Annotated in this window: 29 protein-coding genes; 15 read left to right on the top strand and 14 right to left on the bottom strand. The window is 67.2% G+C overall.

What is annotated here, in order from left to right; genetic code table 11:
- Positions 1-48: 48 nt before the first annotated feature.
- Entirely contained in the window at positions 49-750 is a 702-nt protein-coding gene (locus PXD02_RS07220; protein WP_275106381.1) for an aquaporin, read from the bottom strand.
- Between the two features lie 151 nt (positions 751-901).
- On the opposite strand from PXD02_RS07220, the gene obgE reads away from it, so the two are divergent.
- The 3 genes from obgE (at position 902) to PXD02_RS07235 (ending at position 3387) form a co-directional block, all read left to right on the top strand.
- Positions 902-1933 carry a GTPase ObgE gene (gene obgE / locus PXD02_RS07225; RefSeq protein ID WP_275106147.1) on the top strand — a complete coding sequence of 344 codons (1032 nt, stop codon included), beginning with the start codon at positions 902-904 and terminating at the stop codon, positions 1931-1933.
- Positions 1921-3033 (top strand): glutamate 5-kinase, encoded by a 1113-nt coding sequence (proB, locus tag PXD02_RS07230; protein WP_275106148.1) that lies wholly within the window; start codon positions 1921-1923, stop codon positions 3031-3033. Before obgE ends, proB begins: the two co-directional genes overlap by 13 nt.
- A gap of 96 nt (positions 3034-3129) precedes the next feature.
- Complete coding sequence (locus tag PXD02_RS07235) at positions 3130-3387, top strand: hypothetical protein (RefSeq protein WP_275106149.1); 258 nt, start codon at positions 3130-3132, stop codon at positions 3385-3387.
- A 60-nt stretch (positions 3388-3447) separates the two neighbouring features.
- On the opposite strand, the gene PXD02_RS07240 is transcribed toward PXD02_RS07235, so the two are convergent.
- From PXD02_RS07240 to PXD02_RS07275, 8 genes are all read right to left on the bottom strand, one after another.
- A complete protein-coding gene (locus PXD02_RS07240; RefSeq protein ID WP_275106150.1) occupies positions 3448-3810 on the bottom strand; it encodes a DCC1-like thiol-disulfide oxidoreductase family protein in 363 nt (120 codons plus the stop codon).
- Positions 3811-5994, bottom strand: a complete 2184-nt coding sequence (locus PXD02_RS07245) for a 3-hydroxyacyl-CoA dehydrogenase NAD-binding domain-containing protein (RefSeq protein ID WP_275106151.1) — start codon at positions 5992-5994, stop codon at positions 3811-3813. It lies immediately after the preceding gene.
- On the bottom strand, positions 5991-6458 hold the full coding sequence (locus PXD02_RS07250) for a cupin domain-containing protein (protein ID WP_275106152.1): 468 nt from the start codon (positions 6456-6458) through the stop codon (positions 5991-5993). The genes PXD02_RS07245 and PXD02_RS07250 overlap by 4 nt, the downstream gene beginning before the upstream one ends.
- Positions 6458-7669, bottom strand: a complete 1212-nt coding sequence (locus tag PXD02_RS07255; RefSeq protein WP_275106153.1) for an acetyl-CoA C-acetyltransferase — start codon at positions 7667-7669, stop codon at positions 6458-6460. The genes PXD02_RS07250 and PXD02_RS07255 overlap by 1 nt, the downstream gene beginning before the upstream one ends.
- On the bottom strand, positions 7666-8010 hold the full coding sequence (locus PXD02_RS07260) for a thioredoxin domain-containing protein (protein ID WP_275106154.1): 345 nt from the start codon (positions 8008-8010) through the stop codon (positions 7666-7668). Before PXD02_RS07260 ends, PXD02_RS07255 begins: the two co-directional genes overlap by 4 nt.
- A gap of 274 nt (positions 8011-8284) precedes the next feature.
- Positions 8285-10057, bottom strand: coding sequence for an acyl-CoA dehydrogenase C-terminal domain-containing protein (locus tag PXD02_RS07265; RefSeq protein WP_275106155.1), 1773 nt, complete (start codon positions 10055-10057; stop codon positions 8285-8287).
- A 4-nt stretch (positions 10058-10061) separates the two neighbouring features.
- Positions 10062-10460 carry a MerR family transcriptional regulator gene (locus PXD02_RS07270; RefSeq protein ID WP_275106156.1) on the bottom strand — a complete coding sequence of 133 codons (399 nt, stop codon included), beginning with the start codon at positions 10458-10460 and terminating at the stop codon, positions 10062-10064.
- A gap of 122 nt (positions 10461-10582) precedes the next feature.
- On the bottom strand, positions 10583-10963 hold the full coding sequence (locus PXD02_RS07275) for a MerR family transcriptional regulator (protein WP_275106157.1): 381 nt from the start codon (positions 10961-10963) through the stop codon (positions 10583-10585).
- 140 nt (positions 10964-11103) lie between these two features.
- On the opposite strand from PXD02_RS07275, the gene PXD02_RS07280 reads away from it, so the two are divergent.
- The 3 genes from PXD02_RS07280 to PXD02_RS07290 are packed head-to-tail and all read left to right on the top strand — an operon-like array spanning position 11104 to position 13338.
- A complete protein-coding gene (locus PXD02_RS07280; RefSeq protein WP_275106158.1) occupies positions 11104-11526 on the top strand; it encodes a PaaI family thioesterase in 423 nt (140 codons plus the stop codon).
- Complete coding sequence (locus PXD02_RS07285) at positions 11526-12029, top strand: PaaI family thioesterase (protein WP_275106159.1); 504 nt, start codon at positions 11526-11528, stop codon at positions 12027-12029. Before PXD02_RS07280 ends, PXD02_RS07285 begins: the two co-directional genes overlap by 1 nt.
- A gap of 10 nt (positions 12030-12039) precedes the next feature.
- Positions 12040-13338, top strand: a complete 1299-nt coding sequence (locus PXD02_RS07290; protein ID WP_275106160.1) for an MATE family efflux transporter — start codon at positions 12040-12042, stop codon at positions 13336-13338.
- Between the two features lie 57 nt (positions 13339-13395).
- Here PXD02_RS07290 and PXD02_RS07295 read toward each other — a convergent pair whose 3' ends face one another.
- Positions 13396-13713, bottom strand: coding sequence for a DUF1476 domain-containing protein (locus PXD02_RS07295; protein WP_275106161.1), 318 nt, complete (start codon positions 13711-13713; stop codon positions 13396-13398).
- 130 nt (positions 13714-13843) lie between these two features.
- Between PXD02_RS07295 and purC the strand changes: the two genes are divergently transcribed.
- The 7 genes from purC (at position 13844) to PXD02_RS07330 (ending at position 19576) form a co-directional block, all read left to right on the top strand.
- Positions 13844-14605, top strand: a complete 762-nt coding sequence (purC, locus tag PXD02_RS07300) for a phosphoribosylaminoimidazolesuccinocarboxamide synthase (protein ID WP_207470795.1) — start codon at positions 13844-13846, stop codon at positions 14603-14605.
- Positions 14606-14617: 12 nt separating this feature from the next.
- Positions 14618-14857 (top strand): phosphoribosylformylglycinamidine synthase subunit PurS, encoded by a 240-nt coding sequence (gene purS / locus PXD02_RS07305; RefSeq protein ID WP_126155923.1) that lies wholly within the window; start codon positions 14618-14620, stop codon positions 14855-14857.
- 84 nt (positions 14858-14941) lie between these two features.
- On the top strand, positions 14942-15733 hold the full coding sequence (locus tag PXD02_RS07310) for an ABC transporter ATP-binding protein (RefSeq protein ID WP_275106162.1): 792 nt from the start codon (positions 14942-14944) through the stop codon (positions 15731-15733).
- Between the two features lie 27 nt (positions 15734-15760).
- Positions 15761-16492, top strand: coding sequence for a transporter substrate-binding domain-containing protein (locus tag PXD02_RS07315; protein WP_275106163.1), 732 nt, complete (start codon positions 15761-15763; stop codon positions 16490-16492).
- A gap of 45 nt (positions 16493-16537) precedes the next feature.
- A complete protein-coding gene (locus tag PXD02_RS07320) occupies positions 16538-17419 on the top strand; it encodes an ABC transporter permease (protein ID WP_275106382.1) in 882 nt (293 codons plus the stop codon).
- Positions 17416-18240 carry an ABC transporter permease gene (locus tag PXD02_RS07325; protein ID WP_275106164.1) on the top strand — a complete coding sequence of 275 codons (825 nt, stop codon included), beginning with the start codon at positions 17416-17418 and terminating at the stop codon, positions 18238-18240. Before PXD02_RS07320 ends, PXD02_RS07325 begins: the two co-directional genes overlap by 4 nt.
- Before the next feature lies 1 nt (position 18241).
- On the top strand, positions 18242-19576 hold the full coding sequence (locus PXD02_RS07330; protein ID WP_275106383.1) for a glutamine synthetase family protein: 1335 nt from the start codon (positions 18242-18244) through the stop codon (positions 19574-19576).
- A gap of 33 nt (positions 19577-19609) precedes the next feature.
- Here PXD02_RS07330 and PXD02_RS07335 read toward each other — a convergent pair whose 3' ends face one another.
- The 4 genes from PXD02_RS07335 to surE all read right to left on the bottom strand — a co-directional run bounded on the left by PXD02_RS07335 (position 19610) and on the right by surE (position 22633).
- Complete coding sequence (locus tag PXD02_RS07335) at positions 19610-19906, bottom strand: PRC-barrel domain-containing protein (RefSeq protein ID WP_275106165.1); 297 nt, start codon at positions 19904-19906, stop codon at positions 19610-19612.
- Between the two features lie 66 nt (positions 19907-19972).
- Positions 19973-21121, bottom strand: a complete 1149-nt coding sequence (locus PXD02_RS07340; protein ID WP_275106166.1) for a LysM peptidoglycan-binding domain-containing protein — start codon at positions 21119-21121, stop codon at positions 19973-19975.
- A 37-nt stretch (positions 21122-21158) separates the two neighbouring features.
- Complete coding sequence (locus tag PXD02_RS07345; RefSeq protein WP_275106167.1) at positions 21159-21821, bottom strand: protein-L-isoaspartate(D-aspartate) O-methyltransferase; 663 nt, start codon at positions 21819-21821, stop codon at positions 21159-21161.
- Positions 21818-22633, bottom strand: coding sequence for a 5'/3'-nucleotidase SurE (gene surE, locus PXD02_RS07350; RefSeq protein ID WP_275106168.1), 816 nt, complete (start codon positions 22631-22633; stop codon positions 21818-21820). The genes PXD02_RS07345 and surE overlap by 4 nt, the downstream gene beginning before the upstream one ends.
- A gap of 174 nt (positions 22634-22807) precedes the next feature.
- Between surE and PXD02_RS07355 the strand changes: the two genes are divergently transcribed.
- Complete coding sequence (locus tag PXD02_RS07355) at positions 22808-23722, top strand: sulfite exporter TauE/SafE family protein (protein WP_275106169.1); 915 nt, start codon at positions 22808-22810, stop codon at positions 23720-23722.
- Positions 23722-24540: a TIGR02186 family protein gene (locus PXD02_RS07360; protein ID WP_275106170.1), complete on the top strand. Its 819-nt coding sequence runs from the start codon at positions 23722-23724 to the stop codon at positions 24538-24540. The genes PXD02_RS07355 and PXD02_RS07360 overlap by 1 nt, the downstream gene beginning before the upstream one ends.
- Positions 24541-24551: the final 11 nt, after the last annotated feature.

Genomic DNA, 24551 nt, shown 5'->3' on the forward strand with positions numbered 1-24551 from the left:
TCCCTTTCATCTAGGGGCAGGAGGGGCTTGGGAAAAGGGCTGCGCGCGTCAGCCGCGCGGCTTGACGTGCGGCGACCGGGTGATGCCCGCCCCGTGCAGCGCGCCCGCGACCAGCCCGGCCGCAAGCGGCGCGGCGATGAACAGCCACAATTGCGACAGCGCCTGCCCGCCCGCGAAGACCGCAGGCCCGATGGACCGCGCCGGGTTCACCGACACGCCGGTCACGTCGATGCCGACCAGATGGATCCCCGCCAGCGTCAGGCCGATGGCCAGCCCCGCGAAACCGGCGGGCGCGTCGGTCTGGGTCGCGCCCAGGATCACGGTCACGAACAGGAAGGTCGCCACGAATTCGAACACCAGGGCGGCCGTCAGGCTGTAGCCGCCGTTATAGCCCGCGCCCCAGCCGTTCTGGCCCAGCCCGTTCTGGGCGATGTCATAGTCCGCCTTGCCGGTGGCGATGACATAGATCACCGCCGCCGCCGCGACCGCGCCCAGGATCTGCGCGATGCAATAGGCGACGAAATCGCCGAAACCCATCCGGCCGGACGCCAGGAAGCCCAGCGACACCGCCGGGTTCAGCTGTGCGCCCGAGATCGCGCCCAGGCCATAGGCGGCGGCGACGATGGACAGGCCGAAGGCCATGGCGATGCCGTGAAAGCCGATATGCGCGCCCATCAGCACCGCCGAGCCGACGCCGAAGAAAACCAGGATGAATGTACCGATGAATTCGGCCAGGGCCTTGCTGGACATCATCAACTCCTTACAACAGAATCGGGTCACATCCCCGTGTGCGCGAGTGTGTGGATTGCGATAGGTTAATCAAGCGAAATCCCGGCATGAGCCGGGACACTTGCACGGCGGCGGCCACGCGCGTATCGCATGACCGCAAAGGAGCCTGCCCATGAAATTTCTCGACCTCGCCAAAGTCCATATTCGCTCGGGCGGGGGCGGCGCGGGCTGCGTGTCCTTCCGGCGCGAGAAGTTCATCGAATATGGCGGCCCCGATGGCGGCGACGGCGGCAATGGCGGCGATGTCTGGGCCGAGGCGGTCGAGGGGCTGAACACGCTGATCGACTTCCGCTATCAGCAGCATTTCTTCGCGAAATCCGGCCAGCACGGCATGGGCAGCCAGATGACCGGCAAGTCGGGCGAGGATATCACGCTGAACGTGCCCGTCGGCACCGAGATCCTGGACGAGGACGAGGAGACCGTCATCGCCGACCTGACCGAACCCGGCCAGCGGGTGCTGCTGGCCAGGGGCGGCAATGGCGGCTGGGGGAACCTGCATTTCAAGACCTCGACCAACCGATCCCCGCGCAATGCCAATCCCGGCCAGCCGGGTGTGGAACGCACGATCTGGCTGCGGCTGAAGCTGATCGCGGATGCCGGGCTGGTGGGGCTGCCCAATGCGGGCAAGTCCACCTTTCTCGCCGCCGTGTCGAACGCCCGGCCCAAGATCGCGGACTATCCCTTCACCACGCTGCATCCGAACCTGGGCGTGGTCGGCGTCGACGCCCATGAATTCGTGATGGCCGACATTCCCGGCCTGATCGAGGGCGCCAGCGAGGGCAGGGGCCTGGGCGATCAGTTCCTGGGCCATGTCGAACGCTCGCGCGTGCTGCTGCATCTGGTCGACGGCACCTCCGAGGACGTGGCGACCGACGCCCGCACCATCCTGACCGAGCTTGCGGCCTATTCGCCGATCCTGATGGACAAGCCGCGCGTCACGGCGCTGAACAAGATCGACGCCCTGGATGACGAAACCATCGCCGAACGCAAGGCCGCCCTGGAAGCCGAGATCGGCGGGCCGGTCTTCCTGATGTCCGGCGTCGCCAAGTTGGGCGTGACCGAGGTGCTGCGCGCGCTGTGGACGCAGATCGAGCCATCCCGGCACGCCACCAGGAACGAACCCGAGGCGCCATGGCAGCCGTAAGCCCCACCCTGGCCGCCGCGCGCCGCCTTGTCGTCAAGGTCGGATCCGCGTTGCTGGTGGATGACCAGGGGCTGCGCGGCGACTGGCTGCGGGCCTTGTGCGACGACGTGGCCGACTGGCGCCGGCGCGGCTGCGACGTGGTGCTGGTGTCGTCGGGGTCCATCGCGCTTGGCCGCCGCGTCCTGGGCCTGCCGCTGGGCGCGCTGCCGCTGGAACAGGCGCAGGCCGCCGCCGCCGTGGGCCAGATCCGGCTGGCGCGGGCCTATGAGGAGGCGCTGGCCCCCCATGGCGTGACCACCGCGCAGGTGCTGCTGACGCTGGAGGACAGCGCCGACCGCCGCCGTTACCTCAACAGCCGGGCGACGATGCAGACGCTGCTGTCGCTGGGCGTGGTGCCCATCGTCAACGAAAACGACACCGTGGCCACCGACGAGATCCGCTATGGCGACAACGACCGGCTGGCCGCGCAGATCGCCGTGACCTGCGGGGCGGACCAGTTGCTGCTGCTGTCGGACGTGGACGGGCTTTACACCGCCAATCCCAAGACCGACCCGACCGCCCTGCACCTGCCGGTGATCGAACACCTGACGCCGGAAATCGAGGCGATGGGCGGCGATCCGGTCTCGGGCCTGTCCAAGGGCGGCATGAAGACCAAGCTGATGGCGGCGCGCACCGCGATCGCCGGGGGCTGCGCCATGGCGATCGCCGAAGGGTCGGTGATGCGCCCCCTGTCGGCGGTGGCGAAGGGCGCGCGGTGCAGCTGGTTCCTGGCCGAAAGCGATCCCCAGCTTGCCCGCAAACGCTGGATCGCGGCGATGAAGCCCAAGGGCGCGCTTGTCGTCGACCAGGGCGCCGCCCTGGCCTTGGGCCAGGGCAAGTCGCTGCTGCCCGCGGGCGTGCGCACGGTGGTGGGCGAATTCGGGCGCGGCGATCCGGTGGCGATCACCGGCCCCTCGGGCGAGACGCTGGCGACCGGGCTGGTCCGCTATACCGCCGACGAGGCGCGGCGCATCGCGGGCCACCGCTCGGACCGGATCGAGTCGATCCTGGGCTATACCGGGCGCGCCGCCTTGGTCCATCGCGACGACATGGCGCTGTAGGGTCGCTTTTTTCCGGCGGCGCGGGAATAAACGCGCCGCGGGTCCGTCATCATCCCGCAGGCAGGACGGCCTGCGACGGATGAAAGGACCGCAGCCATGACACGACACCGCCTTCTGATCGCCCTTGCGACCGCCGCCAGCCTTGCCATGCCGGGCATCGCCCTTGCCGATGACGATGACGATGTCCGCCGCCCGCTGCGCGGCATCGCCGCCCCGCAGATCCACTGGTCGATCTGGGGCTGGGACGATGGCCGCCGCTGGTTCTATGGCCGGCCGGCGCGCCACGACCATGATGACGATGATCGCCGGGGCCGGTGGGACGATGATGACGACGATGACGATGACGACGATTGAATAACACGAAAGATGGGGCAGGATCAGGCGCGCCCCGGCTGAAATGCCGGGGCGCTTTGCCTATCCGATGGGCCGGCGCCCCAGCAGCCGCAGCAGCAGGCCGCGCCCGGCCCGCAACCAGGGATACAGCCGCGCCGCCCGCCGCCGGTCGCGCAGCAGCCAGGCCATCGGCCCGCGCCCTGCCAGCCGCGACAGCATCCACACCGCGTCGCCGCCCTGCCAGATCAGGTCGCCCTGTCTCACCACCATCCCGGCATTCAGGTCGCACCCCGCCCGCCGCAGCGCGGCCAGGCGGGGGTCGTCGCCCCGCGCGTCGATCAGGTCCACCGGACCCAGGGCGTCGCGCAGCCGCAGCATCTGGACATAGTTGCGGCACAGCGGGCAGTCGCCGTCGTAAAAGACCTCGAGCCCGCCATGCGCCATTCAGGCGGCCTTCGCGCCGCTGCCATAGCGGTCATAGAAGCCCTGGCCGCTGTCGGCCATGTCGCGCAGCAGTTTGGGCGCCGCGAACCGTTCGCCGTGATCCGCCGCCAGCCGGTCGCAGATCTGGACGGCGCGGGCTGCGCCCAGCATGTCCAGCCAGCTGAACGGGCCGCCCGACCAGGGCGCGAAGCCCCAGCCCAGGATCGCGCCGACATCGCCCTCGCGAATGTCCTCCAACACGCCTTCCTCGAAGGCGCGCACGGCCTCCAACGACTGGGCGAACATCAGGCGGTGCTGGACGTCGTGCAGATCGGGCTGATCGTCGGCCTGCGGATAGCGTGCCGCCAGCCCGTCCCACAAGCCCTGCCGCTTGCCCGCGTCGTCATAGGCATAGAAGCCCGCCTTCGACTTGCGGCCCAGCCGGCCCTGATCGGCCATCCAGAACAGCACCTCGTCCACCGCGCCGTCGGGATAGGCGTCGCCCAAGGCCGCGCGGGTGGCCTTGGCGATCTTGACGCCCAGGTCGATGCTGGTTTCGTCGACCAGTTGCAGCGGCCCTAGCGGCATCCCCATCAGCTTGGCGGCGTTTTCCACCAGCACCGGGTTCACGCCCTCGGCCACCATGCGGATGCCTTCGTTGATATAGGGGATGATGCAGCGGTTGGCATAGAAGAACCGCGCGTCGTTCACCACGATGGGAGTCTTGCGGATCTGGCGCACGAAATCCAGCGCCTTGGCGACCGCGCGGGGGCCGGTCTCGCGGCCCTTGATGATCTCGACCAGAGCCATCTTGTCCACCGGGCTGAAGAAATGGATGCCGATGAACTGATCGGGCCGGGCGCTGGCCTTCGCCAGGTCGCTGATCGGCAGGGTCGAGGTGTTGGTGGCGAAGATCGCGTCCTGCGGGATCACGGCCTCGGCCCGCTGGGTGACCTCGGCCTTGATGGCGGGGTCTTCGAAGACCGCTTCGACGATCAGGTCGCAGCCTTCCAGCGCGGCGTAATCGGTGGTCGCGGTGATGCGGGCCAGCACCTCGGCCTTCTTGTCCTCGGTCGCCTTCTTGCGGCTGATGGCCTTGTCCAACAGGTCGGCGGAATGGGCCTTGCCCGTGTCCGCGCTGTCCTGTTTCGCGTCGATCAGCACCACCTGGATGCCCGCCATGGCGCTGACATAGGCGATGCCCGCGCCCATCATCCCGGCGCCCAGAATGCCGACCTTGCGCACGGTCTGGTCGGGCGCCTCGGGGCGGTTCGCGCCCTTTTCCAGCGCTTCCTTGTTGATGAACAGGCTGCGGATCATCGCAGTCGAGGACGGGTTCATCAGCACATTGGTGAACCACCGCGCCTCGATTTTCAGCGCCGTGTCGAAGGGCACCTGCGCGCCCTCATAGACCGCCGACAGCAGCGCCTTGGCCGCCGGATAGACGCCCATCGTCTTGCCGTTGACCATCGCGGACGCGCCCACGAAGGTCATGAAGCCCGCCGGATGGTAAGGCTCGCCCCCCGGCATCTTGTAGCCCTTCTGGTCCCAGGGCTTGACCAGATCGGCGTCCTTGGCGTTCAGCACCCAGTCGCGGGCGGCGGCGACCGGATCGTCCGCGACCTCGTCGATCAGGCCCGCCGCCTTGGCCTTCTTCGGATCGGACAGCTTGCCTTCCAGCAGGAAGGGCGCTGCCGCCATCGCGCCCAGTTTGCGGGTCAGGCGGATGGTGCCGCCGCCGCCGGGAAAGATGCCGACCATGATTTCCGGCAGGCCGATCTTGGCGCGGGCATTGTCGGCGGCAAAGATGCGGTGCGTCGCCAGCGGCAGTTCCAGCCCGATTCCAAGCGCGGTGCCGGGCAGGGCGGCGGCGATGGGCTTGCCGCCCTTCAGCGTCTTGGGATCCATCCCCGCCCGCTCGATCTTGCGCAGGACATGGTGCAGCGACATGATCCCGTCAAAGACCTGCTGCGCGCCGCCCTGCTTCATCCCGGCGATGACGTTGAGATCCATTCCGGCGGCGAAATCCTTCTTGCCGCTGGTGATGACGATGCCCTTGACGGCGTCGTCCCCCAGGGCGTCGTCGATCAGCGCGTTCAGCTCGGACGCGCCGTCCAGAGACAGCACGTTCATCGACTTTCCGGGCACGTCCCAGGTGATGACGGCGACGCCATCGGCGTCCTTCTGCATGGTGAAATCGGTCATTCGTTCTCTCCCTTGGCCGGGTAGGGGGTTCCGTCCAGATGCGTATATCCCGCAGGCGTCGCCAGCAGGTCCGCACCCGGATAATGGGTGATGTTCTCGGGCCGTCGACTGCCCGCGATCAGATAGACGGCGGGCTTGTCGGCGCGGTTTCTCAGCGTATGGGCAATCGGGGTGCCCGCCTTCCAGCAGCAGGCATCGCCCGGATGGATGACCGTTTCCACGCCATCCTCGACCACCGTCAACTCGCCTTCCAGCATATAGAGGAACTCGTCCTCGTCCTGTTCCCAATGCGGCTGACTGGATTGCTTGCCGGGATGCAGGGTTTCCAGGGCGATGCCGAACTGCGTCAGCCCGCCCGCCTCGGTCAGGTGGCGATAGGACAGGAAGCCGCGCCCGAGATTGTAGGGGTCGGGATAACCCGAGACGCCCTCGGTCACCGGGACGCTGTCCTTGCGCAGAATCATCACACGCGCTCGATGATCGTGGCCGCGCCCATGCCGGAGGCGATGCACAGCGTCGCCAGACCGACCTGCTTGTCCTGCCGCTCCAACTCGTCCAGCAGCGTGCCGATGATGATCGCGCCGGTCGCGCCCAGCGGATGGCCGAGCGCCATCGCGCCGCCATTGACGTTGACCCTGGCCGGATCCACCTGGAACGCCTGCATGAAGCGCAGGACCACGGCGGCGAAAGCCTCGTTCACCTCGAACAGGTCGATGTCGCCGATCGACATGCCGCTGTCGGCAAGGATCTTTTCCGTGACGGGGACCGGGCCGGTCAGCATGATCGTGGGGTCGGTGCCGATCTTGGCGGTGGCGCGGATCCGGGCGCGGGGCTTCAGGCCATGGGCCTTGCCGAACTCCGCATTGCCGACCAGCACGGCGGCGGCGCCGTCCACGATGCCCGAGCTGTTTCCGGCATGGTGGATATGCTCGATATGATCCAGATGCGGGTATTTCAGCATCGCCACCTTGTCGAAGCCGGGCATGACCTCGCCCATGTCCTTGAAGGCGGGTTTCAGCTTGGCGAGATCCTCGATCGTCGTGCCGGGGCGCATGTATTCGTCGCGGTCGAGGATGGTCAGCCCGTTCTGGTCCCTGACCGGCACGATGGATTTGGCAAAGCGCCCTTCCTCCCACGCGCGCGCGGCGCGGTTCTGGCTTTCGACGGCCAGCCTGTCGGCCTCGTCGCGGGTAAAGCCGTATTCGGTGGCGATGATGTCGGCGCTGATGCCCTGGGGCACGAAATAGGTCTTCATCGCCAGGCCGGGATCGACCGCGATGGCGGCGCCGTCGCTGCCCATGGCGACGCGGCCCATCATCTCGACCCCGCCCGCGATATAGCCGCTGCCCGCCCCGGCCTTGACCTGGTTGGCCGCCAGGTTCACGGCCTCCATTCCGCTGGCGCAGAAGCGGTTGATCGACAGGCCGGGGATGCGTTCGTCAAGGTCTGATGCCAGCACGGCGGACCGCGCCAGGCAGCCGCCCTGCTCCTTGACCTGGGTGACATTGCCCCAGATCACGTCCTCGACCGCAGCGCCTTCCAGGTTGTTGCGCTCCTTGACGGCGTTCAGCAGGCGGGCTGACAGCGCCAGCGAGGTCACTTCGTGCAGGCTGCCATCGGGGCGGCCCTTGCCGCGCGGGGTGCGGGCGGCGTCATAGATATAGGCGTCGGTCATGCGTCCTCCTTCGGCGCCCGGTCGGATGGGTTGCCGGGCATCAGGTCATGGGGATGTTTCCAGCCGGGCAGGGCTTCGAGCCCGTCCAGCCAGCGGTCGATATGGGGCCGGTCCTTGCGGTCGAAGCCGAAGGGCTCGGGACAGAACAGATAGCCGCAGCAGAACATCAGCCAGCGCGGCACCTCGTTGCCGCCGGCGAGGGCGCGAAAGGCTGGGCTGCGGGCCTCTTCGTTGAAGAAATCGACACAGACCGGCGACCGGTCGTAACCGGCCAACTCCATCGTCAGCGCCGGTTTGCAGGCATTGCCGGATTCGCCAAAACACCAGAGTTGCGCGGTCATCCTGTTCCTTTCACCGCCGGGGGCTTCGCGCCCCCGGACCCCCGCGGGATATTTTCGTGAAGAAGAAGGCGCGGGTTAACCGTTTTTCAATCCTTCCTCGCTAGCGTCACCGATGCGGTACAGGCTGGGAAGCCGATGACCGCTGAAGGAGAAGTTTCCGGCCTGCGAGTTTGATGCCGATGGCCGAGCGCAGGCCGGAAATGCCGCTTCTTCTTCATTCAAATATCCCCGCCGGAGGCTCCTGCCCGTGACGCGGACCCTGCGGTCCGCAGGTTCAGAACGCCTCTGCCTCAAGCTCCATCACCGGCGCGGCCCCCGACTGGATGCGCGCCAGATGCGTCGCGGTCATCGGCAGCTGCCGTTTCATGTAATAGCGCCCGGTGGCCAGCTTGGTCTTCAGGAACGCAGCGTCACCCGTGCCCCCGTCCAGCGCGGCCTGCGCGGCGGCGGCCATTTGCGCCCACATGAAGCCCAGTGCGACATGGCCGAAGAGGTGCATGAAGTCATAGCTTCCGGCCAGGGCGTCGTTCGGGTTCTTCATGCCGCGTTCCATGAAGAACATGGCGGCGGTTTGCAGATCCTTCGAGGCGGCCTTCAGAGGCGCCACGAAATCGGCGGCGATGGGGCTGTCGGCGTGGTCCTTGCAGAAGCCCTTGACCAGTTCGAAGAAGGCCATGACATGCCTGCCGCCGTCCTGGGCCAGCTTGCGGCCGACCAGATCCAGCGCCTGCACGCCGTTGGCGCCTTCATAGATCATGGTGATCCGGGCGTCGCGGACGAACTGGGACATGCCCTGTTCCTCGATGTAGCCATGGCCGCCATAGACCTGCTGGGCCAGCACCGCGGTTTCGAACCCCTTGTCGGTCAGGAAGCCCTTGATGACCGGCGTCAGCAACGACACCAGCCCTTCGGCATCGCCGTCGCCACCATGGCCCTTGTCGATCAGATGCGCGCCCCACAGCGCCAGCATCCGGGCGCCTTCCAGGAAGGATTTCTGGTCCATCAGGCTGCGGCGGATGTCGGGATGGACGATCAGCGGATCGGCGGGGCCGGAGGGGTTCGCGGCGCCCGTCACCGCGCGGCCCTGCAAGCGGTCCTTCGCATAGGCGACCGCGTTCTGATAGGCAGGCACCGCGCTGGCATAGCCTTGCAGGCCGACGCCCAGCCGCGCCTCGTTCATCATCGTGAACATGGCCCGCATCCCCTTGTGCAGGTCGCCCAGCAGCCAGCCCCTGGCCCCGTCATAGTTCATGACGCAGGTGGCATTGCCGTGGATGCCCATCTTTTCCTCCAGCGCGCCGACCGTCACGCCGTTGCGTTCACCCAGGCTGCCGTCCGCGTTCACCAGGAATTTCGGCACGATGAACAGGCTGATGCCCCTGGTGCCCTCGCCGCCGCCCGGCGCCTTGGCCAAGACCAGGTGGATGACGTTTTCCGCCAGGTCGTGATCGCCGGCCGAGATGAAGATCTTGGTCCCGGTGATCAGATAACTTCCGTCTTCCTGCGGCTCGGCCCTGGTGCGCAGCATCCCCAGGTCGGTGCCGCAATGCGGTTCCGTCAGGTTCATGGTGCCGGTCCAGTCGCAGCCGACCATCTTCGGCAGATACATCGCCTTCTGATCGTCGGTGCCATGGGCATGGATGGCCGAATAGGCGCCGTGGGTCAGGCCCTGATACATGTTGAAGGCCATGTTGGCCGACACGAACATCTCGCCCGTGGCCACGCCCAGCACATAGGGCATTCCCTGACCGCCATAGTCCGGGTCGCAGTCGAGCGCGGTCCAGCCGCCCTCCTTCATCGCCCGGAAGGCCTGGTCAAAGCCCTCGGGCGTGCGGACCACGCCGTTTTCCAGGCGGCATCCCTGGCGGTCGCCCACCGCGTTCAGCGGCGCCAGAACCTCGGCCGCCAGCTTGCCCGCCGCGTCCAGCACGGCTTCGGTGAAGTCGCGGTCCAGGTCGTCATGCCCCGGCAGGCCGGATCGCGACAGCTTCAGCACGTCATGCAGCGCGAACTGCATGTCGCGGACAGGCGGGATATAGATCGTCATGGCATTACCCTGTGGTCGTGTCGTTGGACGCGGCGGCAAGTCGGTCTTCTGCGTCGGAAAGCTGGGACTTGAGTTCAACGATCGCCTCGCTCAGTTCAGCGTATTGGCGTTCCATGTCGGCAAGGCGCTGGCGCCCGACCATGATGGCCGCGGCGATCTGCGCCTTGTTCGTCCCGCCCGGCTCGTACAGTTCAAGCAACTGGCGGATTTCCTCGAGGCTGAAGCCGAACCGCTTGCCGCGCAGGATCAATGTCAGCCGCGCCCGGTCCCGGCGGTCGTACAGGCGATGCTGCCCGCGACGTTCGGGAAAGATCAGCTCGCGCGCCTCATAGAAACGCAGCGTGCGGGGGGTGACATCGAACGCATCGCACATCTGGCGAATCGTCATCAGCTCGTCGGACATGGATCGCGGTTCCTCCTCGTTCACCGTCTGCCGTCCTTGACCACAGATATAGGGGCAAGTTGACGCGAACGTAAGCGGGACGCCGCGTCACAGGCGAAGTCAAGGCGATACCTGACGTATGGTCAATCCATATCGGACAATTCCCGCGCCGCGGTTTCGCGAAGGGCCTTCAGGTCGGCGCGCGCGGTCGTCAGGTCGGCGATCTGTTCGTCCAGAACCTTGAGCTGCCGGTCCGCCATATCCAGCCAGACCTGATATTGTTCGCGCGATCCCTTTTGTTCATAGATCAGAAGCCATTGCCGGATATCCTCCAGCGAGAATCCGAACCGCCTTCCCCGCAGGATCAGGGTCATGCGGGCGATTTCGCGCGGCCCGTAAAAGCGCGTCCGGCCTTCCTTGCGGGGGTTCAGCAGTTCGATATATTCGTAATAGCGCAGCGTCCGGGGCGTCACGGCGAAGCGCGTGCACATCTCCTTGAAGCTGACTGTCTGCTCGCCCGGCATCGACCTCTCCCGTCATCGTCAGGCCAAAGGCTATCCGGTCGGCGCGCCTGTGCGCAAGGGACGGGGGTTGAGTGCGCGCCCCTGTCGCGGATAGCGTAGCGGCGGCAAGCGGGGAAAACGCGATGGACAGGGATGCAGGCATGTCGGATTCGGACCAGACGCGGATCGCCCAGCAATTCATCGAGGCGATTCCCCATGCCCGCGCCCTGGGGATGCGGGTCGATGCGCTTGGTGCGGGGATGGCCACCGTCAGCATGCCCTGGGCCGAACATCTGGTCGGCGATCCGCGCAGCGGGGTGGTGCATGGCGGGGTCGTGTCGGCGCTGATGGACACCTGCTGCGGGGCGGCGGTGATGGCCCATCCCGAAGGACCGTCCTCGACCGCGACCATCGACCTGCGCATCGACTATATGCGGTCCGCCACGAAGGGGCAGCGGATCACGGCGCGGGCCGAATGCTATCACATCACCCGCAGCGTGGCCTTTGTCCGCGCCGTCGCCCTGGACGAGGATACGGACAAACCCGTCGCCGCCGCCACCGGCGCCTTCACGGTGGAACGGTGATGGCCGTGGACCGCCGCGAACCGCTGGACCAGATCAAGTCGCGCCGCGATTCGGCGCTGTCGGCGCTTGTGTCCGGCGTGCCCTACCTCGCCTGGCTGGGCATCCGCTTCGACCGGCGCGGGGACGAGTTGACCGCGATCCTGCCCTATGACGAAAAGCTGATCGGCAACCCGCTGCTGCCGGCGCTGCATGGCGGCGTGACGGCGGCCTTCCTGGAGACGACCGCAATCATCGAACTGGCTTGGACCGCCATGTGGGAAGATATGGAATCGGGCCGTGCCGTTGCCGACGCGGCGGTCGCCATCGGCCAGCCGCGCCTGCCCAAGACCATCGACTTCACCGTGGATTACCTGCGCAGCGGCTTGCCGCGCGACGCCTATGCCCGCGCGCGGGTGGTCCGGTCCGGGCGGCGCTATGCGTCGGTGCGGGTCGAGGCCTGGCAGGACAACCGCACGCGGCTGCTGGCGCAGGCGACCGGGCATTTCCTGATGCCGCAGGGCTGAGCCGGGCGGAATGGACCGGCTGACCAACCGGCGGGTGCTGTCGATCGCGCTGCCCATCGTCCTGTCGAACGTTACCGTGCCGCTGCTGGGGCTGGTCGATACCGGCGTGATCGGCCAACTGGGACGCCCCGAGGCGATCGGCGGCGTGGCCATCGGGGCGGTGATCCTGACCTCGATCTATTGGATGTTCGGGTTCCTGCGCATGGGCACCTCGGGCCTGGTGGCGCAAAGCCATGGCGCGGGCCAGGAGGCGGAAAGCGGCGCGCATCTGCTGCGCGCGCTTGCCATCGCGGCGGGGGCGGGGCTGGGTTTCGTCCTGCTGCAAGGCCCGGTCTTCGGCGCGGCCTTTCGGATCGCGCCGACCTCGGCCGCGGTCGAGGGGCTGGCGCGCGACTATCTGGCGATCCGCATCTGGGGGGCGCCCGCCACCATCGGCCTTTACGCCGTCACCGGCTGGCTGATCGCGGTCGAGCGCGCCCGGTCGGTGCTGCTGCTGAACCTGGTCCAGAACGGGCTGAACGTGGCCCTGTCGGTGTGGTTCGTGCTGGGCCTGCATGGGGGCGTGCCGGGGGTCGCGGCGGCGACGCTGCTGTCGGAATGGTGCGGGCTTCTGCTGGGGCTGTGGATGACGCGCAAAGCCATCGCGCGAGGCATGACGGCGGCGGGGCTGTTCGCGCGCGACAAGCTGTCGCGCCTGGCGCGGGTGAACAGCGACATCATGATCCGGTCGGTGCTGCTGCAAGCCAGCTTCACCAGCTTCGTGTTCCTGGGCGCGGCGCAGGGGGACGTGACGCTGGCCGCCAACCAGGTGCTGCTGCAATTCCTGTCGATCACCGCCTATGCCCTGGACGGCTTCGCCTTCGCGGCGGAAAGCCTGGTCGGGCAGGCGGTGGGCGCGCGCAGGCCCGCGCGGGTGCGCCGGGCGTCGGTCCTGACATCCGCCTGGGGCATCGGCGGGGCTTTCGCCCTGGCCCTGGCCTTCTGGTTCGGCGGCGGCGCGATCATCGACCTGCTGACCACATCGCCCCAGGTCCGGGCCGAGGCGCGGATCTATCTGCCCTGGCTGGGCGCGGCGCCGCTGATCGGGGTGGGCGCCTGGATGCTGGACGGCATCTTCATCGGCGCCACGCTGACCCGCGACATGCGCATGGCGATGATCTGGTCGGCCCTGGTGTTCCTGGCGGCCGTCCTGCTGCTGCCGCCTCTGTGGGGGAACCATGGGCTGTGGGCCGCGCTGACGGCCCTGAACCTGTCGCGCGGCGTCACCATGGCCCTGCGCTATCCCCGCGCCGAGGCTGCGGCGGCATGAAAAAGGGGGCCGTCCGGCCCCCCGATCCTGCGCCGCCGAAACCCGGTTGAAACCCGGTTACTGGGCTTCGTGGATGATCTGCTGGCGGGCGACTTCCATCAGTTCGGCCATCTTGGTGCGGATTTCCGATTCGCCCGCCTTGCCTTCCAGGTCCGCCGCCAGCTTGCGGAACACATCCTCGTATCCCGGCTCCTCGAAATCCGAGGTGACGATGGTCAGCGCATAGGCGCGGGCATCGTCGCCCTGTTTGCCCAGAAGGCCCGCCGCCCATTCGCCCAGCAGGCGGTTGCGGCGCGCGTCCGCCTTGAAGCGCAGGTTGGCGTCGTGGGCGAACTTGGATTCGTAACCGCGCTCGCGGTCGTCGAAGGTGGTCATCGTGGCCTCCTGGTTGTCTTGGCCCCGGATCTTAGCTTGCCTGCCGCCGGGCGCAAGCCTCTCGTATTGCCCCCAGACCCGCTTGTAAGGTAAGGCCCGTGGGACAAGGACATGCGAAAGGACGCCCGCCATGGCACCGCGCCGGAAGAAAGTTTACGAAGGCAAGGCGAAGATCCTGTACGAAGGCACCGAACCCGGCACCCTGGTCCAGTATTTCAAGGACGACGCCACCGCCTTCAACGCGCAGAAGAAGGCCGTGATCGAAGGCAAGGGCGTGCTGAACAACCGCCTGTCCGAATTCTTCATGAACGGGCTGACGAATATCGGCGTCCCGAACCACTTCATCCGCCGCATCAACATGCGCGAACAGTTGATCCGTCAGGTGGAAATCGTGCCGCTTGAGGTGATCGTGCGCAACTTCGCCGCCGGTTCGCTGTCCAAGCGCCTGGGGATCGAGGAAGGCACGCTGCTGCCCCGTCCCATCGTCGAATACAGCTTCAAGAACGACGAGCTGGGCGACCCGATGGTGTCCGAGGAATACATCATCGCCTTCGGCTGGGCCACCCAGCAGGATCTGGACGACATCGTGTCCCTGGCGCTGCGCGTGAACGACTTCCTGTCGGGCGTCTTCTATGGCGTCGGCATCAAGCTGATCGACTTCAAGATCGAGATCGGCCGGGTCTGGGACAACGACTTCATGCGCCTGATCGTCGCGGACGAGATCAGTCCGGACAGCTGCCGGCTGTGGGACATGAAGACCGGCCAGAAGCTGGACAAGGACGTGTTCCGCCGCGACCTGGGCAACCTGACCGACGCCTATACCGAGGTCGCGCGCCGTCTGGGCCTGATGCCCGCCAACACCACCAGCCTGAAACCGACCGCGATCAACTGAAGGATGCCGCCCATGAAAGCCCGCGTTACCATCATGCTGAAGGATGGCGTCCTGGATCCGCAGGGCGAGGCGATCCGCCACGCGCTTGGGGGTCTTGGTCATCGCGGCGTCTCGGGCGTCCGCCAGGGCAAGCTGATCGAACTGGATCTGGACGCGACCGACGCCGCCGCCGCCAAGGCCGAGGTCGAGCGGATGTGCGAGGGCCTGCTGGCCAATACCGTGATCGAGAAATACGCGGTCGAGATCGTCTGACGCTGCGGCAACCTGCGATTATCGGCAGGTTGCCTTGCAGACCCCGTTGCAAAAGCGCGGGGATTATCGCCCAATGCGCCGATGATGACCGACGATACCGCCCTGAACGATGTCGCGCCCGTGATCCGGATCCAGGGGCTGCGCAAGGCCTATGGCCAGATCGAGGTGCTGAAGGGCGTGTCCCTCACCGCGCCGCGCGGGCATGTCGTCAGCCTGATCGGATCCTCGGGGTCGGGCAAGTCCACGCTGCTGCGCTGCTGCAACCTGCTGGAAAACAGCCAGGCCGGAGAGATCAGTTTCGAGGGCGAGGCGGTGCGGTGGAAGGGGCAGGGCATGGCCCGCGTGCCCGCCGACCGCGCCCAGGTGATGCGGTTCCGCACCAACCTGTCGATGGTGTTCCAGCAGTTCAACCTGTGGTCCCACATGACGATCCTGCAAAACGTCATGGAGGCCCCGGTGACGGTTCTGGGCCAGGATCGCGCCCAGGTCGAGGCCCGCGCCCGCGCGCTTCTGGACAAGGTGGGGATCGGCGACAAGGCGGGCGCCTGGCCCGCGCAACTGTCGGGCGGCCAGCAGCAGCGCGCCGCCATCGCCCGCGCCCTGTGCATGCAGCCCAAGGCGCTGCTGTTCGACGAACCGACAAGCGCCCTGGATCCCGAATTGCAGCAAGAGGTGGTGCGGGTGATCAAGGATCTGGCGGGCGAACACCGCACCATGATCATCGTGACCCACGACATGCGCCTGGCCGCCGATGTCAGCGACCATGTGGTGTTCCTGCACCAGGGCCTGATTGCCGAGGAAGGCCCCCCCGACCAGCTTTTCGGCGCGCCCCGGACCGACCGGCTGCGCCAGTTCCTCAGCGCCTCGACGCACTGACAAAACGACCAACAGGAGAGACGACCAATGAAGAAACTGCTGCTTGCCGCGACCGCCCTGACCCTGACCCTGACCGCAGGCATGGGCCTGGCCCAGACGACCGTCCGCATGGGGACCGAGGGCGCCTATCCTCCGTATAACTTCATCAACGAGGCGGGCGAGGTCGCCGGGTTCGAGCGCGAGTTGGGCGACGAGCTGTGCAAGCGCGCCGAGCTGCAATGCACCTGGGTCAAGAACGACTGGGATTCGATCATCCCGAACCTTGTATCCTCGAACTATGACACGATCATGGCGGCGATGAGCATCAACGAGGAACGCAAGGCCGTCATCGCCTTCACCCAGGATTACCTGCCGCCCGCGCCCTCCTCCTATGTCGCGTTGCAGGATGGGGTCGATCTGGAGGGCGGGGTGATCGCCGTTCAGACCGGCACCGTGCAGGCGTCCCATATCGCCGAGACCGGCGCGACGATGCTGGAATTTCCGAACATCGACCAGGTTCTGGCCGCCATCCGCAATGGCGAGGCCGATGCCGGTTTCGGCGACCACGAGGTGATGCGCCCCTTTGTCGAGGACAGCAACGACCTGGTCTTCGTGGGCGAACAGGTCAAGCTGGACGAGGGCATCGGCGTGGGCCTGCGCCAGTCCGACACCGAACTGCGCGAGAAGCTGGATGCGGCCATCACCGCGATGAAAGAAGACGGCAGCCTCAACACGCTGATCAGGAAGCATTTCGGCGACGACGCGCAGATCTATGAATGATGCCGCGGGCTGCGGGGCGACCCGCGGCCCTGATCGGGACGGATGATGTTTTCCTATTGCAGCGATCCCTCGGTGCTGGACGGTTTTGCGTGGTTGTCGTGCTATCTGACGACTGGCACGCATATGCTGTTCTATGCCAGCTTCGGGGTGGTCCTGCTGCTGCTGGCGATCACCGCGCCGCTGGCGCTGCTGTTCGGCTATGGCGGGGCGATGGCGTCGCGGTCGCGGATCGCGCCGCTGCGGTGGTTCGGCAAGATCTATACCGCGATGGTGCGCGGCGTGCCGGACATCGTGTTCTTCCTGTTCGTGCCCGTCGCCCTGGATCAGGGGCTGGAATGGCTGCGCCACAAGGCGCTGTGCGACAGCGACGCGCCCGTCCGGCAGGGCAACGATTTCGTCGTCTGCGCGGCGGCCAAGCTGCCGCTGTCCACCAGCCCCGAATGGGTCCATGACATCTATGCCATGGTTCTGGCCGTCATCGCCTTTTCGGTGGTCTTCGGCGCCTTCGCGGCCAATGTCCTCTATGGCGCGATGCAGGCCGTGCCGCGCGCGCAACTGGAAACGGCCGAGGCTTACGGCATGACGCCACGCCAGATCTCGCGCCGGGTGCTGGTGCCGCAGATGTGGACCTATGCGCTGCCCGGCCTGTCGAACCTGTGGATGATCCTCATCAAGGCGACGCCGCTTCTGTTCCTGCTGGGGATCGAGGATATCGTCTATTGGGCGCGGGAACTGGGCGGGGCCAAGACCCGGTCCTTCGCCTATCCGCATCCCGACTGGCGGCTGTATTATTTCCTGGCGGTGTTGGTCTTTTACCTGCTGATGACCTGGGTTTCGGAACGGGTGCTGGGCCGGGTGACGGCGCGGCTCTCCTCGGGCCAGGCGACCCTGGCGGGCGAGGCGCAGCGCAAGGCGGTCGCCCCATGAGCTGCGCGCAGACGATCCTGAACTATGGGCTGCGGTCGCTGGGCATCGGCGAACGGCTGTTGCCGCGCAGCGACTTCACGCTGTGCCAGCAGGTCACGCTGATCGGGTCGGGGCTGATCTGGAACCTGTATTTCGCCTTCTTCGCGCTGCTGTTCGGGTTCTTTCTGGCGACGGCCCTGGCGCTTGCCAAGACCAGCACGAACCCGCTGCTGCGCAAGCCCGCCGAGGGCTTCATCTTCCTGTTCCGGGGCAGTCCGCTGTTCATCCAGTTCTTCCTGGCCTATGAGGCGCTTGTGATGCTGCCCCGCGCGGGGATCGAGATCTTCGGCCTGGCCGTCGCGACAAGCTGGCTGGCCAAGGCCTGGGCGGGGGCGCTGATCGTGCTGACGCTGAACACCGCCGCCTATTCCGCGCAGATCTTCCATGGTGCGCTGATGTCGGTGCCCAAGGGCGATATCGAGGCCGCCGAGGCTTTCGGCATGACCGGCTGGACCAGGTTCCGCCGGGTGCTGTGGCCCACCATGCTGCGGCTGGCCTGGCCGTCCTATACCAACGAGGCGATCTTCCTGTTCCACGCCACCACGCTGGTGTTCTTTTCGGGCTTCCCGGCCTTCCAGCAGCGCGGCGACAGCCTGTATTACGCCAGCTATTTCGCGGGCCAGACCTTCAATCCCTTCGTCGCCTATCCCATCGTGGCAGGATATTTCATCGCCTGCACGCTGGCGCTGATCGGGTTGTTCGGTATCGTGAACCGGCGCCTGAACCGCCATCTTCCGGGTGCCGCCCGGCGCATCCGTTATCGTCCGCAAGTGATCCGGTAGAATTATGGACTGGCTGAAAGAACATCCCGAGGTCAAGACCATTCGCGTCGCCGCCGCCGACCTGAACGGCGTCGCGCGCGGCAAGCGCATCCCGGCGCGCTATGCCGGGAAGGTCTTCGAGGAGGGGACCAAGTTCCCCTATTCCGTGCTGAACCTGGATATCTGGGGCGAGGATGTCGAGGACAGCCCCCTGGTGTTCGAGATCGGCGATCCAGACGGGCTGCTGCTGCCCACCGAACGGGGCTTCCTGCCGATGCCCTGGCTGGACGCGCCGACCGCGCTGCTGCCCCTGTGGATGTTCCACCCGGACGGCCGCCCTTATGAGGGCGATCCCCGGCAGGCGCTGGCCCGCGTGGTCGAACGCTATCGTGAGGCGGGGCTGACCCCGGTCGTCGCGACCGAGCTTGAATTCTTCCTGATCGACGATTCCGGCCGACAGCTTCGCGTCCCGCCCAGCCCCCGATCCGGCAAGCGCCGCACCGGCGGCGAGGTGCTGAGCCTGCGGGCGCTGGACGCCTTCGACCAGTTCTTCACCGCGCTCTACGACGCCTGCGAGGCGATGGACATTCCCGCCGACACCGCCATTTCCGAAGCCGGGCCGGGCCAGTTCGAGATCAACCTGATGCACCAGCCCGATCCGCTGAAGGCGGCGGACGACGCCTGGTTCTTCAAGATGCTGGTCAAGGGCATCGCGCGCCAATACGGCTTCGCGGGCAGCTTCATGGCCAAGCCTTACGAGGCGTTTTCGGGGAACGGGATGCACATGCATTTCTCGATCTTGGACCGGAGCGGACGCAACATCTTCGACAATGGCGGCGACGAGGGCACGGCGGAACTGCGTCACGCGGTCGCCGGATGCCTGCGCGCCATGCCGGGTTCCACGCTGCTGTTCGCCCCGCACGAGAACAGCTATGATCGGCTGGTGCCGAACGCCCATGCGCCGACCGGGATCGGCTGGGCCTATGAAAACCGCACGGCGGCGATCCGCATTCCCTCATCGGGGCCGAAGGCGCGGCGGATCGAACATCGCGTGGCGGGCGGCGATGTGAATCCCTATCTGACGGTGGCGGCGATCCTGGGCGCAGCGCTGAACGGCATCCAGGAAAAGCTGGAGGCCCCCGAACCGTTCCGGGGCAACGCCTATGATCAGAACCTTGCGCAACTGCCCGCCAGCTGGGGCGAGGCGATCGACGCCTTCCATGCCTGCCCGGAAATGCGGCGCATCTTTCCGGCCCATCTGATCGAAAACTTCGTCATGACCAAGCGGCAGGAACTGCACTACATGGCCGAATTGTCGGACGAGGAAACGGTCGAACTGTATCTGGACACCGTCTGAAAAGGCGACGGAAAAACCGCCGCCCTTCGCCGTTCAATCCCGGTGTTCGGGCAGGGCCTTCAGGTGTTCCTTGTCCCACCGCGACACGGCGTGGACCACCCCGTCGCCGTCCCGCATCACGTCCAGATCCGACACGGGAACCAGCACCGGCTTCGACCCGATGCCCAGGAACCCGCCCACGTCGATCACCACCTGGGCGCTGCTGCCCGAGCCGTGCACATGGGATACGGTGCCGACCGTTTCGTCTCCGGGACCATAGACGGTGGCGCCCGTCAGCACGGCATCGGTCATTTCATCCGGCAACAGCCGGGGATGTTCGGAATGGTCCATGTCCTATCCTCCGTTTGGACTGCGTGTGGCAGGCAAACGTCCGGGACAGGGGGCCGTTCCATCTGGTCAGTTGAGGTATTTTTCCGGGTCCACGCTGTCGAATCCCTGGCGTACCTCGAAATGGACGAAGCCGCCCCGACCGGCCTTGCCGATGGACTGGCCTGCGGAAACGCTGTCGCCCTTGGCCACGTCCAGGCCGTCCAGCCCGGTATAGACGGTCATCAGATTTCCGTCGTGGCGCACCACCACGATGGGCGCGCCCGAGGTGTCCTTCGTGACCGCCGCGACCGTGCCGCGACCCGCCGCCTTCACGGCAGTCCCGGCGGTCGCCGAAATGTCGATCCCGTCGTTCCTGCCCTTTTCATAGACCCGGATGATCGACCCCGACACCGGCATCTGGAACCGCCCGGCGGCGGATGCCGCTGTCCGCGTGGCCCCCAGGTCGGTCGCGGGCGCCTTGGGGCCGGGATCGGCGGCGGGGGCCGTCGTCTCGGACGGCAGGGGCTGGGCGGCCGAGGGCGGGCGCGGGGTAGGGCTGCCGGTACCCGGCGCGGTGGTGACGGCAGTCGGGTCGGGGGCCTTCCGCCCGGCCACCGGCACGATCAGCCGCTGACCGACGCGCAGCGACATGGAGGACGGCAGTCCGTTCCAGGCCGCCAGATCCTGCACGCTGACATCGTATTTGCGGGCGATGGACCAGGCCGTCTCGCCCGAGGCGACGACATGCTGCGCGGGATTGGCCGGGCGGGGCGCCGGTGTCGCAGCGGCGGCGGCGGGCGTCGTGGCGGCGGGCGTCGTGCCGGATCGCGCCGGCTGTCCCGCGAAGGGATCGGTGACGCCGCCGCCGCTGCGCCCCGCCGCCGCCCCGCCTGCGGCCACGCGCTGCGACAGGACCAGGGTCTGCCCGGCGCCCAGGGGGGCGTTGGCGGGCAGGGCGTTGTGCTGGGCCAGCCGCGCGGCATCGACGCCCAGCCGCGCCGCGACGCTGCCCACGGTATCGCCGCTGCGCGCGACGACGACCTGATAGGTCGGAAAGGTGATCACGCCCCGGTCGTCGGGCTGCGGACGCGGGGCCGCGCGGGCGGCGGCATCGGCGGTGTTCAGTGCCCCCGGCATCCAGCCGCGCAGATCCGGGTCGAATCCCGTCGCCCCGCAAGAAGCCAGAAGAAAGGCCGCAGCCCCGATGCTGGCGGCCTGTCTGAAACTGCTGCTCATGTCCGTCGTCCTTAACCTGCCATGCCGCAGATCCGGGTCATGTCGGCCCCAACCCTTCGACCAGCGGCACAAATCGCACCTGACGCAATTCGTCATAGTCATAGCCGGTTTCGGTCCGCGTCACGCGGATCAGCGTCTGGACCGCATCGGACTGGCCCACCGGCACGACCATGATACCGCCGATCTTCAACTGTGCCAACAGCGGCCCCGGAGGATCCTCGGCGGCGGCGGTGACAAGGATGCGATCGAACGGCGCCTGATCGGGCAGTCCGCGCGACCCGTCGGCCACCTGCGCGGTGATGTTGTGCAGGCCCAGATGGCGGAAGATCGCCTCGGCCTCGGTCACAAGGCGGCGGTGGCGGTCCACGGTATAGACGCGGCGGCACAGCCCCGACAGGACCGCCGCCTGATAGCCCGAGCCCGTCCCGATCTCCAGCACGGTGTCGCGCGGGCCGGGTTGCAGCGACTGCGTCATCAGCCCCACGACCGAGGGCTGGCTGATCGTCTGGCCGCAGGGAATGGGCAGGGGCGTGTCCTCGTAAGCGCGGTCGGCGAACTGGCCGCGCACGAACAGGCCCCGGTCGATCCTTTCCATCGACGCCAGGACGCGCGGATCGGTCACCCCGCGCGAGCGCAGCTGGAACAGGAAACGCATCTTGCGTTCGGCGGGACCGTCCTTGTCGTCATGCCCCTCGGTCATGCGGTGCCCGCCCCGATGGCGTCGTCATCGAACAGGGTGGTCATTTCCAGCAGCGAGGCATGGCAGGTCAGGTCGGCCCGCATCGGCGTGACCGAGATGAAGCCGTCCATGTTCACCGCCACGTCGGTCTCGGGCGCGGCCGGGGCGTCCTGCGCGCCGCCCGCCGCCCACATGAAGCGCCGGCCGTTGGGCGCGGTATAGGGCACGACGCCGAAATTCGTCCCCCGCCTGCGCCCCTGCCGCACGACGCGGGTGCCGCGCACCGCCGAAGCCGGGATGGGCGGGAAATTGATGTTGTAGAACAGCCGGAATTCCGCGTCCGAGGTCCAGTCCCCGTAATCCAGCAGCCGCCGGATCACAGCCGCGCCATGCTGGCGCGCGCCTTCGAACGGATCGGCCAGGCTGGCCGTCTGCGGACCCAGGTATTGCGACAGGGCAATGGCGGGCAGGCCCTGCAACGCGGCCTCCATCGCGCCGCCGACGGTGCCGGAATACATCGCGTTTTCGCCCGAGTTGTTGCCCCGGTTCACGCCCGACAGCACCAGGTCGGGGGGGCCGTCCGCCATGATGTCGCACAGCGCGGCCAGCACGCAATCCGCCGGGCTTCCCTCGGTCGCATAGCGGCGTTTGTCCAAGCGCGCGACCATGGCGGGATGGGCATAGCTGATGCAATGGGCCACGCCGGACTGTTCGAAGGCCGGGGCCACCGTCCAGACCTGCCCCGAGGGACCGGCCAGGGTCGCGGCGATCTCCTCCAGCACCGCCAGCCCCGGTGCGTTGATGCCGTCGTCATTGGTGATCAAGATGCGCATCGTCCGCCCGCACGGTCCTGCGGCGCCGCGACAGCGCCCGTTCACTTTGTGGTTCCTGCTTAGCCGGGCGACCCGCCCGCTTCAAGCGCTCAAGGGCAGGCAAGACCCGAAAGCGGTTTGACGGGGCTGCCGGGGCGTTGCATCCTTTTCCCCGACGCAAACGGCGCGCGGGTCATGCAGATTTATCTTCCCATCGCAGAGGTATCGGTCAACGCCTTCACGCTGATCGGGCTGGGCGGCCTCGTCGGTTTGATGAGCGGCCTGTTCGGCGTGGGCGGCGGCTTCCTGATCACGCCCCTGCTGTTCTTCATCGGCATCCCGCCCGCCATCGCCGTGGCGACGGGCGCGAACCAGGTGGTCGCATCGTCGGTATCGGGCGTGCTGGCGCATGTGAAACGCAAAAGCGTCGATTTCAGGATGGGCGGGGTGCTGCTGGTGGGCGGCCTGGCCGGATCCTGGCTGGGTGTCTGGGTCTTTACCCTGCTGCAACGGGTGGGCCAGGTCGATCTGGTGGTGCAACTGTGCTATGTCGTCTTTCTGGGCCTGATCGGCGCGATGATGTTGCAGGAAAGCATCCGCGCCCTGCGGCGGTCGAACGCGCCCGGCCATCGCCGGCGGCTGCACCAGCACAACTGGGTCCACCGCTGGCCCCTGAAGATCAAGTTCCGCGCCTCGGGCCTGTATATCAGCGCCTTTCCGCCGCTGCTGGTGGGGGTGGCCGTGGGGGTGCTGGCCGCGATTATGGGGGTGGGCGGCGGCTTCATCATGGTGCCCGCGATGATCTATCTGCTGGGAATGCCGACCAAGGTCGTGGTCGGCACCTCGCTGTTCCAGATCACCTTCGTGACCGCCTTCACCACGCTGATGCACGCCGTCAGCTATAACACCGTGGACATCATGCTGGCGGTGCTGCTGATCGTCGGCGGCGTCGTCGGCGCGCAGTTCGGCACCACGCTGGGGGCAAGGCTGCGGGCCGAGCAGTTGCGGATCCTGCTGGCGCTGCTGGTGCTGGCGGTCTGCGGCAAGCTGGCGCTGGATCTGTTCCTGACGCCGGACGATTTCTACGTCATCCAGCCGGGGATCGGCTGATGCGGGGCCGGATCGCCGGGCTGGTGCTGCTGGCCCTGGCCTGCACCGCAAGCGCGCAATCGCCCGGCCCGCCGATCGAGGCCACGCCCACCGCCGATCCGCCCCCGGCCGAGACGGTGGTCGCGGGCCTGTCCAGCGACAGCGTGGCGATCACCGCCAGCTTCGATGGATCCGACATCCTGATCTATGGCGCGATCAAGCGCGAAACTCCGATTCCGTCCGGCCCGCCCTTGCAGGTGATCGTCACCGTCGAGGCCCCGTCCCGAGGCGTCACGGTCTGGCGCAAGGAACGCAGGGCCGGGATCTGGGTCAATGCCGAATCCGTGCGGATCGGGGCGGCGCCGGGCTTCTATGCCGTCGCCACCTCGGCCGCCCTGGGCGACATCCTGCTGCCCGAATGGGACAGCCGCTACCGCATTTCGCTGTCGCACGCGATGCGCGCCTTCGCGGGCCAGATCGCGGTGGACAGCGCTGTCCCCTTCACCGAGGCCCTGGTCCGCATCCGAGAGGACCAGGGCCTGTATCGCCTGGACGAGGGCAGCGTGTCGCTGATCGACCAGACGCTGTTCCGCGCCGATGTCAACCTGCCCGCCAATCTGATCGAGGGCGCCTACAAGACCCGCATCTTCCTGCTGCGCGACGGGCAGGTGATCGACGTGTTCGTGGCGCCGATCAACGTGCGCAAGGTGGGGCTGGAACGCTGGCTGCATCGGCTGGCCTTCGACCAGCCGTTCCTTTACGGGCTGATGTCGCTGGGGGTCGCGGTGTTCGCCGGATGGGGCGCATCGGCGGCGTTCAGGAAGCTGCGGCGGCCCTAGAGGATTCAAGG

Origin of the sequence: Paracoccus sp. S3-43, assembly GCF_029027965.1 — a bacterium.
Classification (GTDB): domain Bacteria; phylum Pseudomonadota; class Alphaproteobacteria; order Rhodobacterales; family Rhodobacteraceae; genus Paracoccus.

What these genes read in the sequence shown, in the direction of transcription:
- PXD02_RS07220 (WP_275106381.1), bottom strand. Translation starts at nt 750, where the DNA reads ATGTCCAGCAAGGCCCTGGCCGAATTCATCGGTACATTCATCCTGGTT.
- obgE (WP_275106147.1), top strand. Translation starts at nt 902, where the DNA reads ATGAAATTTCTCGACCTCGCCAAAGTCCATATTCGCTCGGGCGGGGGC.
- proB (WP_275106148.1), top strand. Translation starts at nt 1,921, where the DNA reads ATGGCAGCCGTAAGCCCCACCCTGGCCGCCGCGCGCCGCCTTGTCGTC.
- PXD02_RS07235 (WP_275106149.1), top strand. Translation starts at nt 3,130, where the DNA reads ATGACACGACACCGCCTTCTGATCGCCCTTGCGACCGCCGCCAGCCTT.
- PXD02_RS07240 (WP_275106150.1), bottom strand. Translation starts at nt 3,810, where the DNA reads ATGGCGCATGGCGGGCTCGAGGTCTTTTACGACGGCGACTGCCCGCTG.
- PXD02_RS07245 (WP_275106151.1), bottom strand. Translation starts at nt 5,994, where the DNA reads ATGACCGATTTCACCATGCAGAAGGACGCCGATGGCGTCGCCGTCATC.
- PXD02_RS07250 (WP_275106152.1), bottom strand. Translation starts at nt 6,458, where the DNA reads ATGATTCTGCGCAAGGACAGCGTCCCGGTGACCGAGGGCGTCTCGGGT.
- PXD02_RS07255 (WP_275106153.1), bottom strand. Translation starts at nt 7,669, where the DNA reads ATGACCGACGCCTATATCTATGACGCCGCCCGCACCCCGCGCGGCAAG.
- PXD02_RS07260 (WP_275106154.1), bottom strand. Translation starts at nt 8,010, where the DNA reads ATGACCGCGCAACTCTGGTGTTTTGGCGAATCCGGCAATGCCTGCAAA.
- PXD02_RS07265 (WP_275106155.1), bottom strand. Translation starts at nt 10,057, where the DNA reads ATGACGATCTATATCCCGCCTGTCCGCGACATGCAGTTCGCGCTGCAT.
- PXD02_RS07270 (WP_275106156.1), bottom strand. Translation starts at nt 10,460, where the DNA reads ATGTCCGACGAGCTGATGACGATTCGCCAGATGTGCGATGCGTTCGAT.
- PXD02_RS07275 (WP_275106157.1), bottom strand. Translation starts at nt 10,963, where the DNA reads ATGCCGGGCGAGCAGACAGTCAGCTTCAAGGAGATGTGCACGCGCTTC.
- PXD02_RS07280 (WP_275106158.1), top strand. Translation starts at nt 11,104, where the DNA reads ATGTCGGATTCGGACCAGACGCGGATCGCCCAGCAATTCATCGAGGCG.
- PXD02_RS07285 (WP_275106159.1), top strand. Translation starts at nt 11,526, where the DNA reads ATGGCCGTGGACCGCCGCGAACCGCTGGACCAGATCAAGTCGCGCCGC.
- PXD02_RS07290 (WP_275106160.1), top strand. Translation starts at nt 12,040, where the DNA reads ATGGACCGGCTGACCAACCGGCGGGTGCTGTCGATCGCGCTGCCCATC.
- PXD02_RS07295 (WP_275106161.1), bottom strand. Translation starts at nt 13,713, where the DNA reads ATGACCACCTTCGACGACCGCGAGCGCGGTTACGAATCCAAGTTCGCC.
- purC (WP_207470795.1), top strand. Translation starts at nt 13,844, where the DNA reads ATGGCACCGCGCCGGAAGAAAGTTTACGAAGGCAAGGCGAAGATCCTG.
- purS (WP_126155923.1), top strand. Translation starts at nt 14,618, where the DNA reads ATGAAAGCCCGCGTTACCATCATGCTGAAGGATGGCGTCCTGGATCCG.
- PXD02_RS07310 (WP_275106162.1), top strand. Translation starts at nt 14,942, where the DNA reads ATGACCGACGATACCGCCCTGAACGATGTCGCGCCCGTGATCCGGATC.
- PXD02_RS07315 (WP_275106163.1), top strand. Translation starts at nt 15,761, where the DNA reads ATGAAGAAACTGCTGCTTGCCGCGACCGCCCTGACCCTGACCCTGACC.
- PXD02_RS07320 (WP_275106382.1), top strand. Translation starts at nt 16,538, where the DNA reads ATGTTTTCCTATTGCAGCGATCCCTCGGTGCTGGACGGTTTTGCGTGG.
- PXD02_RS07325 (WP_275106164.1), top strand. Translation starts at nt 17,416, where the DNA reads ATGAGCTGCGCGCAGACGATCCTGAACTATGGGCTGCGGTCGCTGGGC.
- PXD02_RS07335 (WP_275106165.1), bottom strand. Translation starts at nt 19,906, where the DNA reads ATGGACCATTCCGAACATCCCCGGCTGTTGCCGGATGAAATGACCGAT.
- PXD02_RS07340 (WP_275106166.1), bottom strand. Translation starts at nt 21,121, where the DNA reads ATGAGCAGCAGTTTCAGACAGGCCGCCAGCATCGGGGCTGCGGCCTTT.
- PXD02_RS07345 (WP_275106167.1), bottom strand. Translation starts at nt 21,821, where the DNA reads ATGACCGAGGGGCATGACGACAAGGACGGTCCCGCCGAACGCAAGATG.
- surE (WP_275106168.1), bottom strand. Translation starts at nt 22,633, where the DNA reads ATGCGCATCTTGATCACCAATGACGACGGCATCAACGCACCGGGGCTG.
- PXD02_RS07355 (WP_275106169.1), top strand. Translation starts at nt 22,808, where the DNA reads ATGCAGATTTATCTTCCCATCGCAGAGGTATCGGTCAACGCCTTCACG.
- PXD02_RS07360 (WP_275106170.1), top strand. Translation starts at nt 23,722, where the DNA reads ATGCGGGGCCGGATCGCCGGGCTGGTGCTGCTGGCCCTGGCCTGCACC.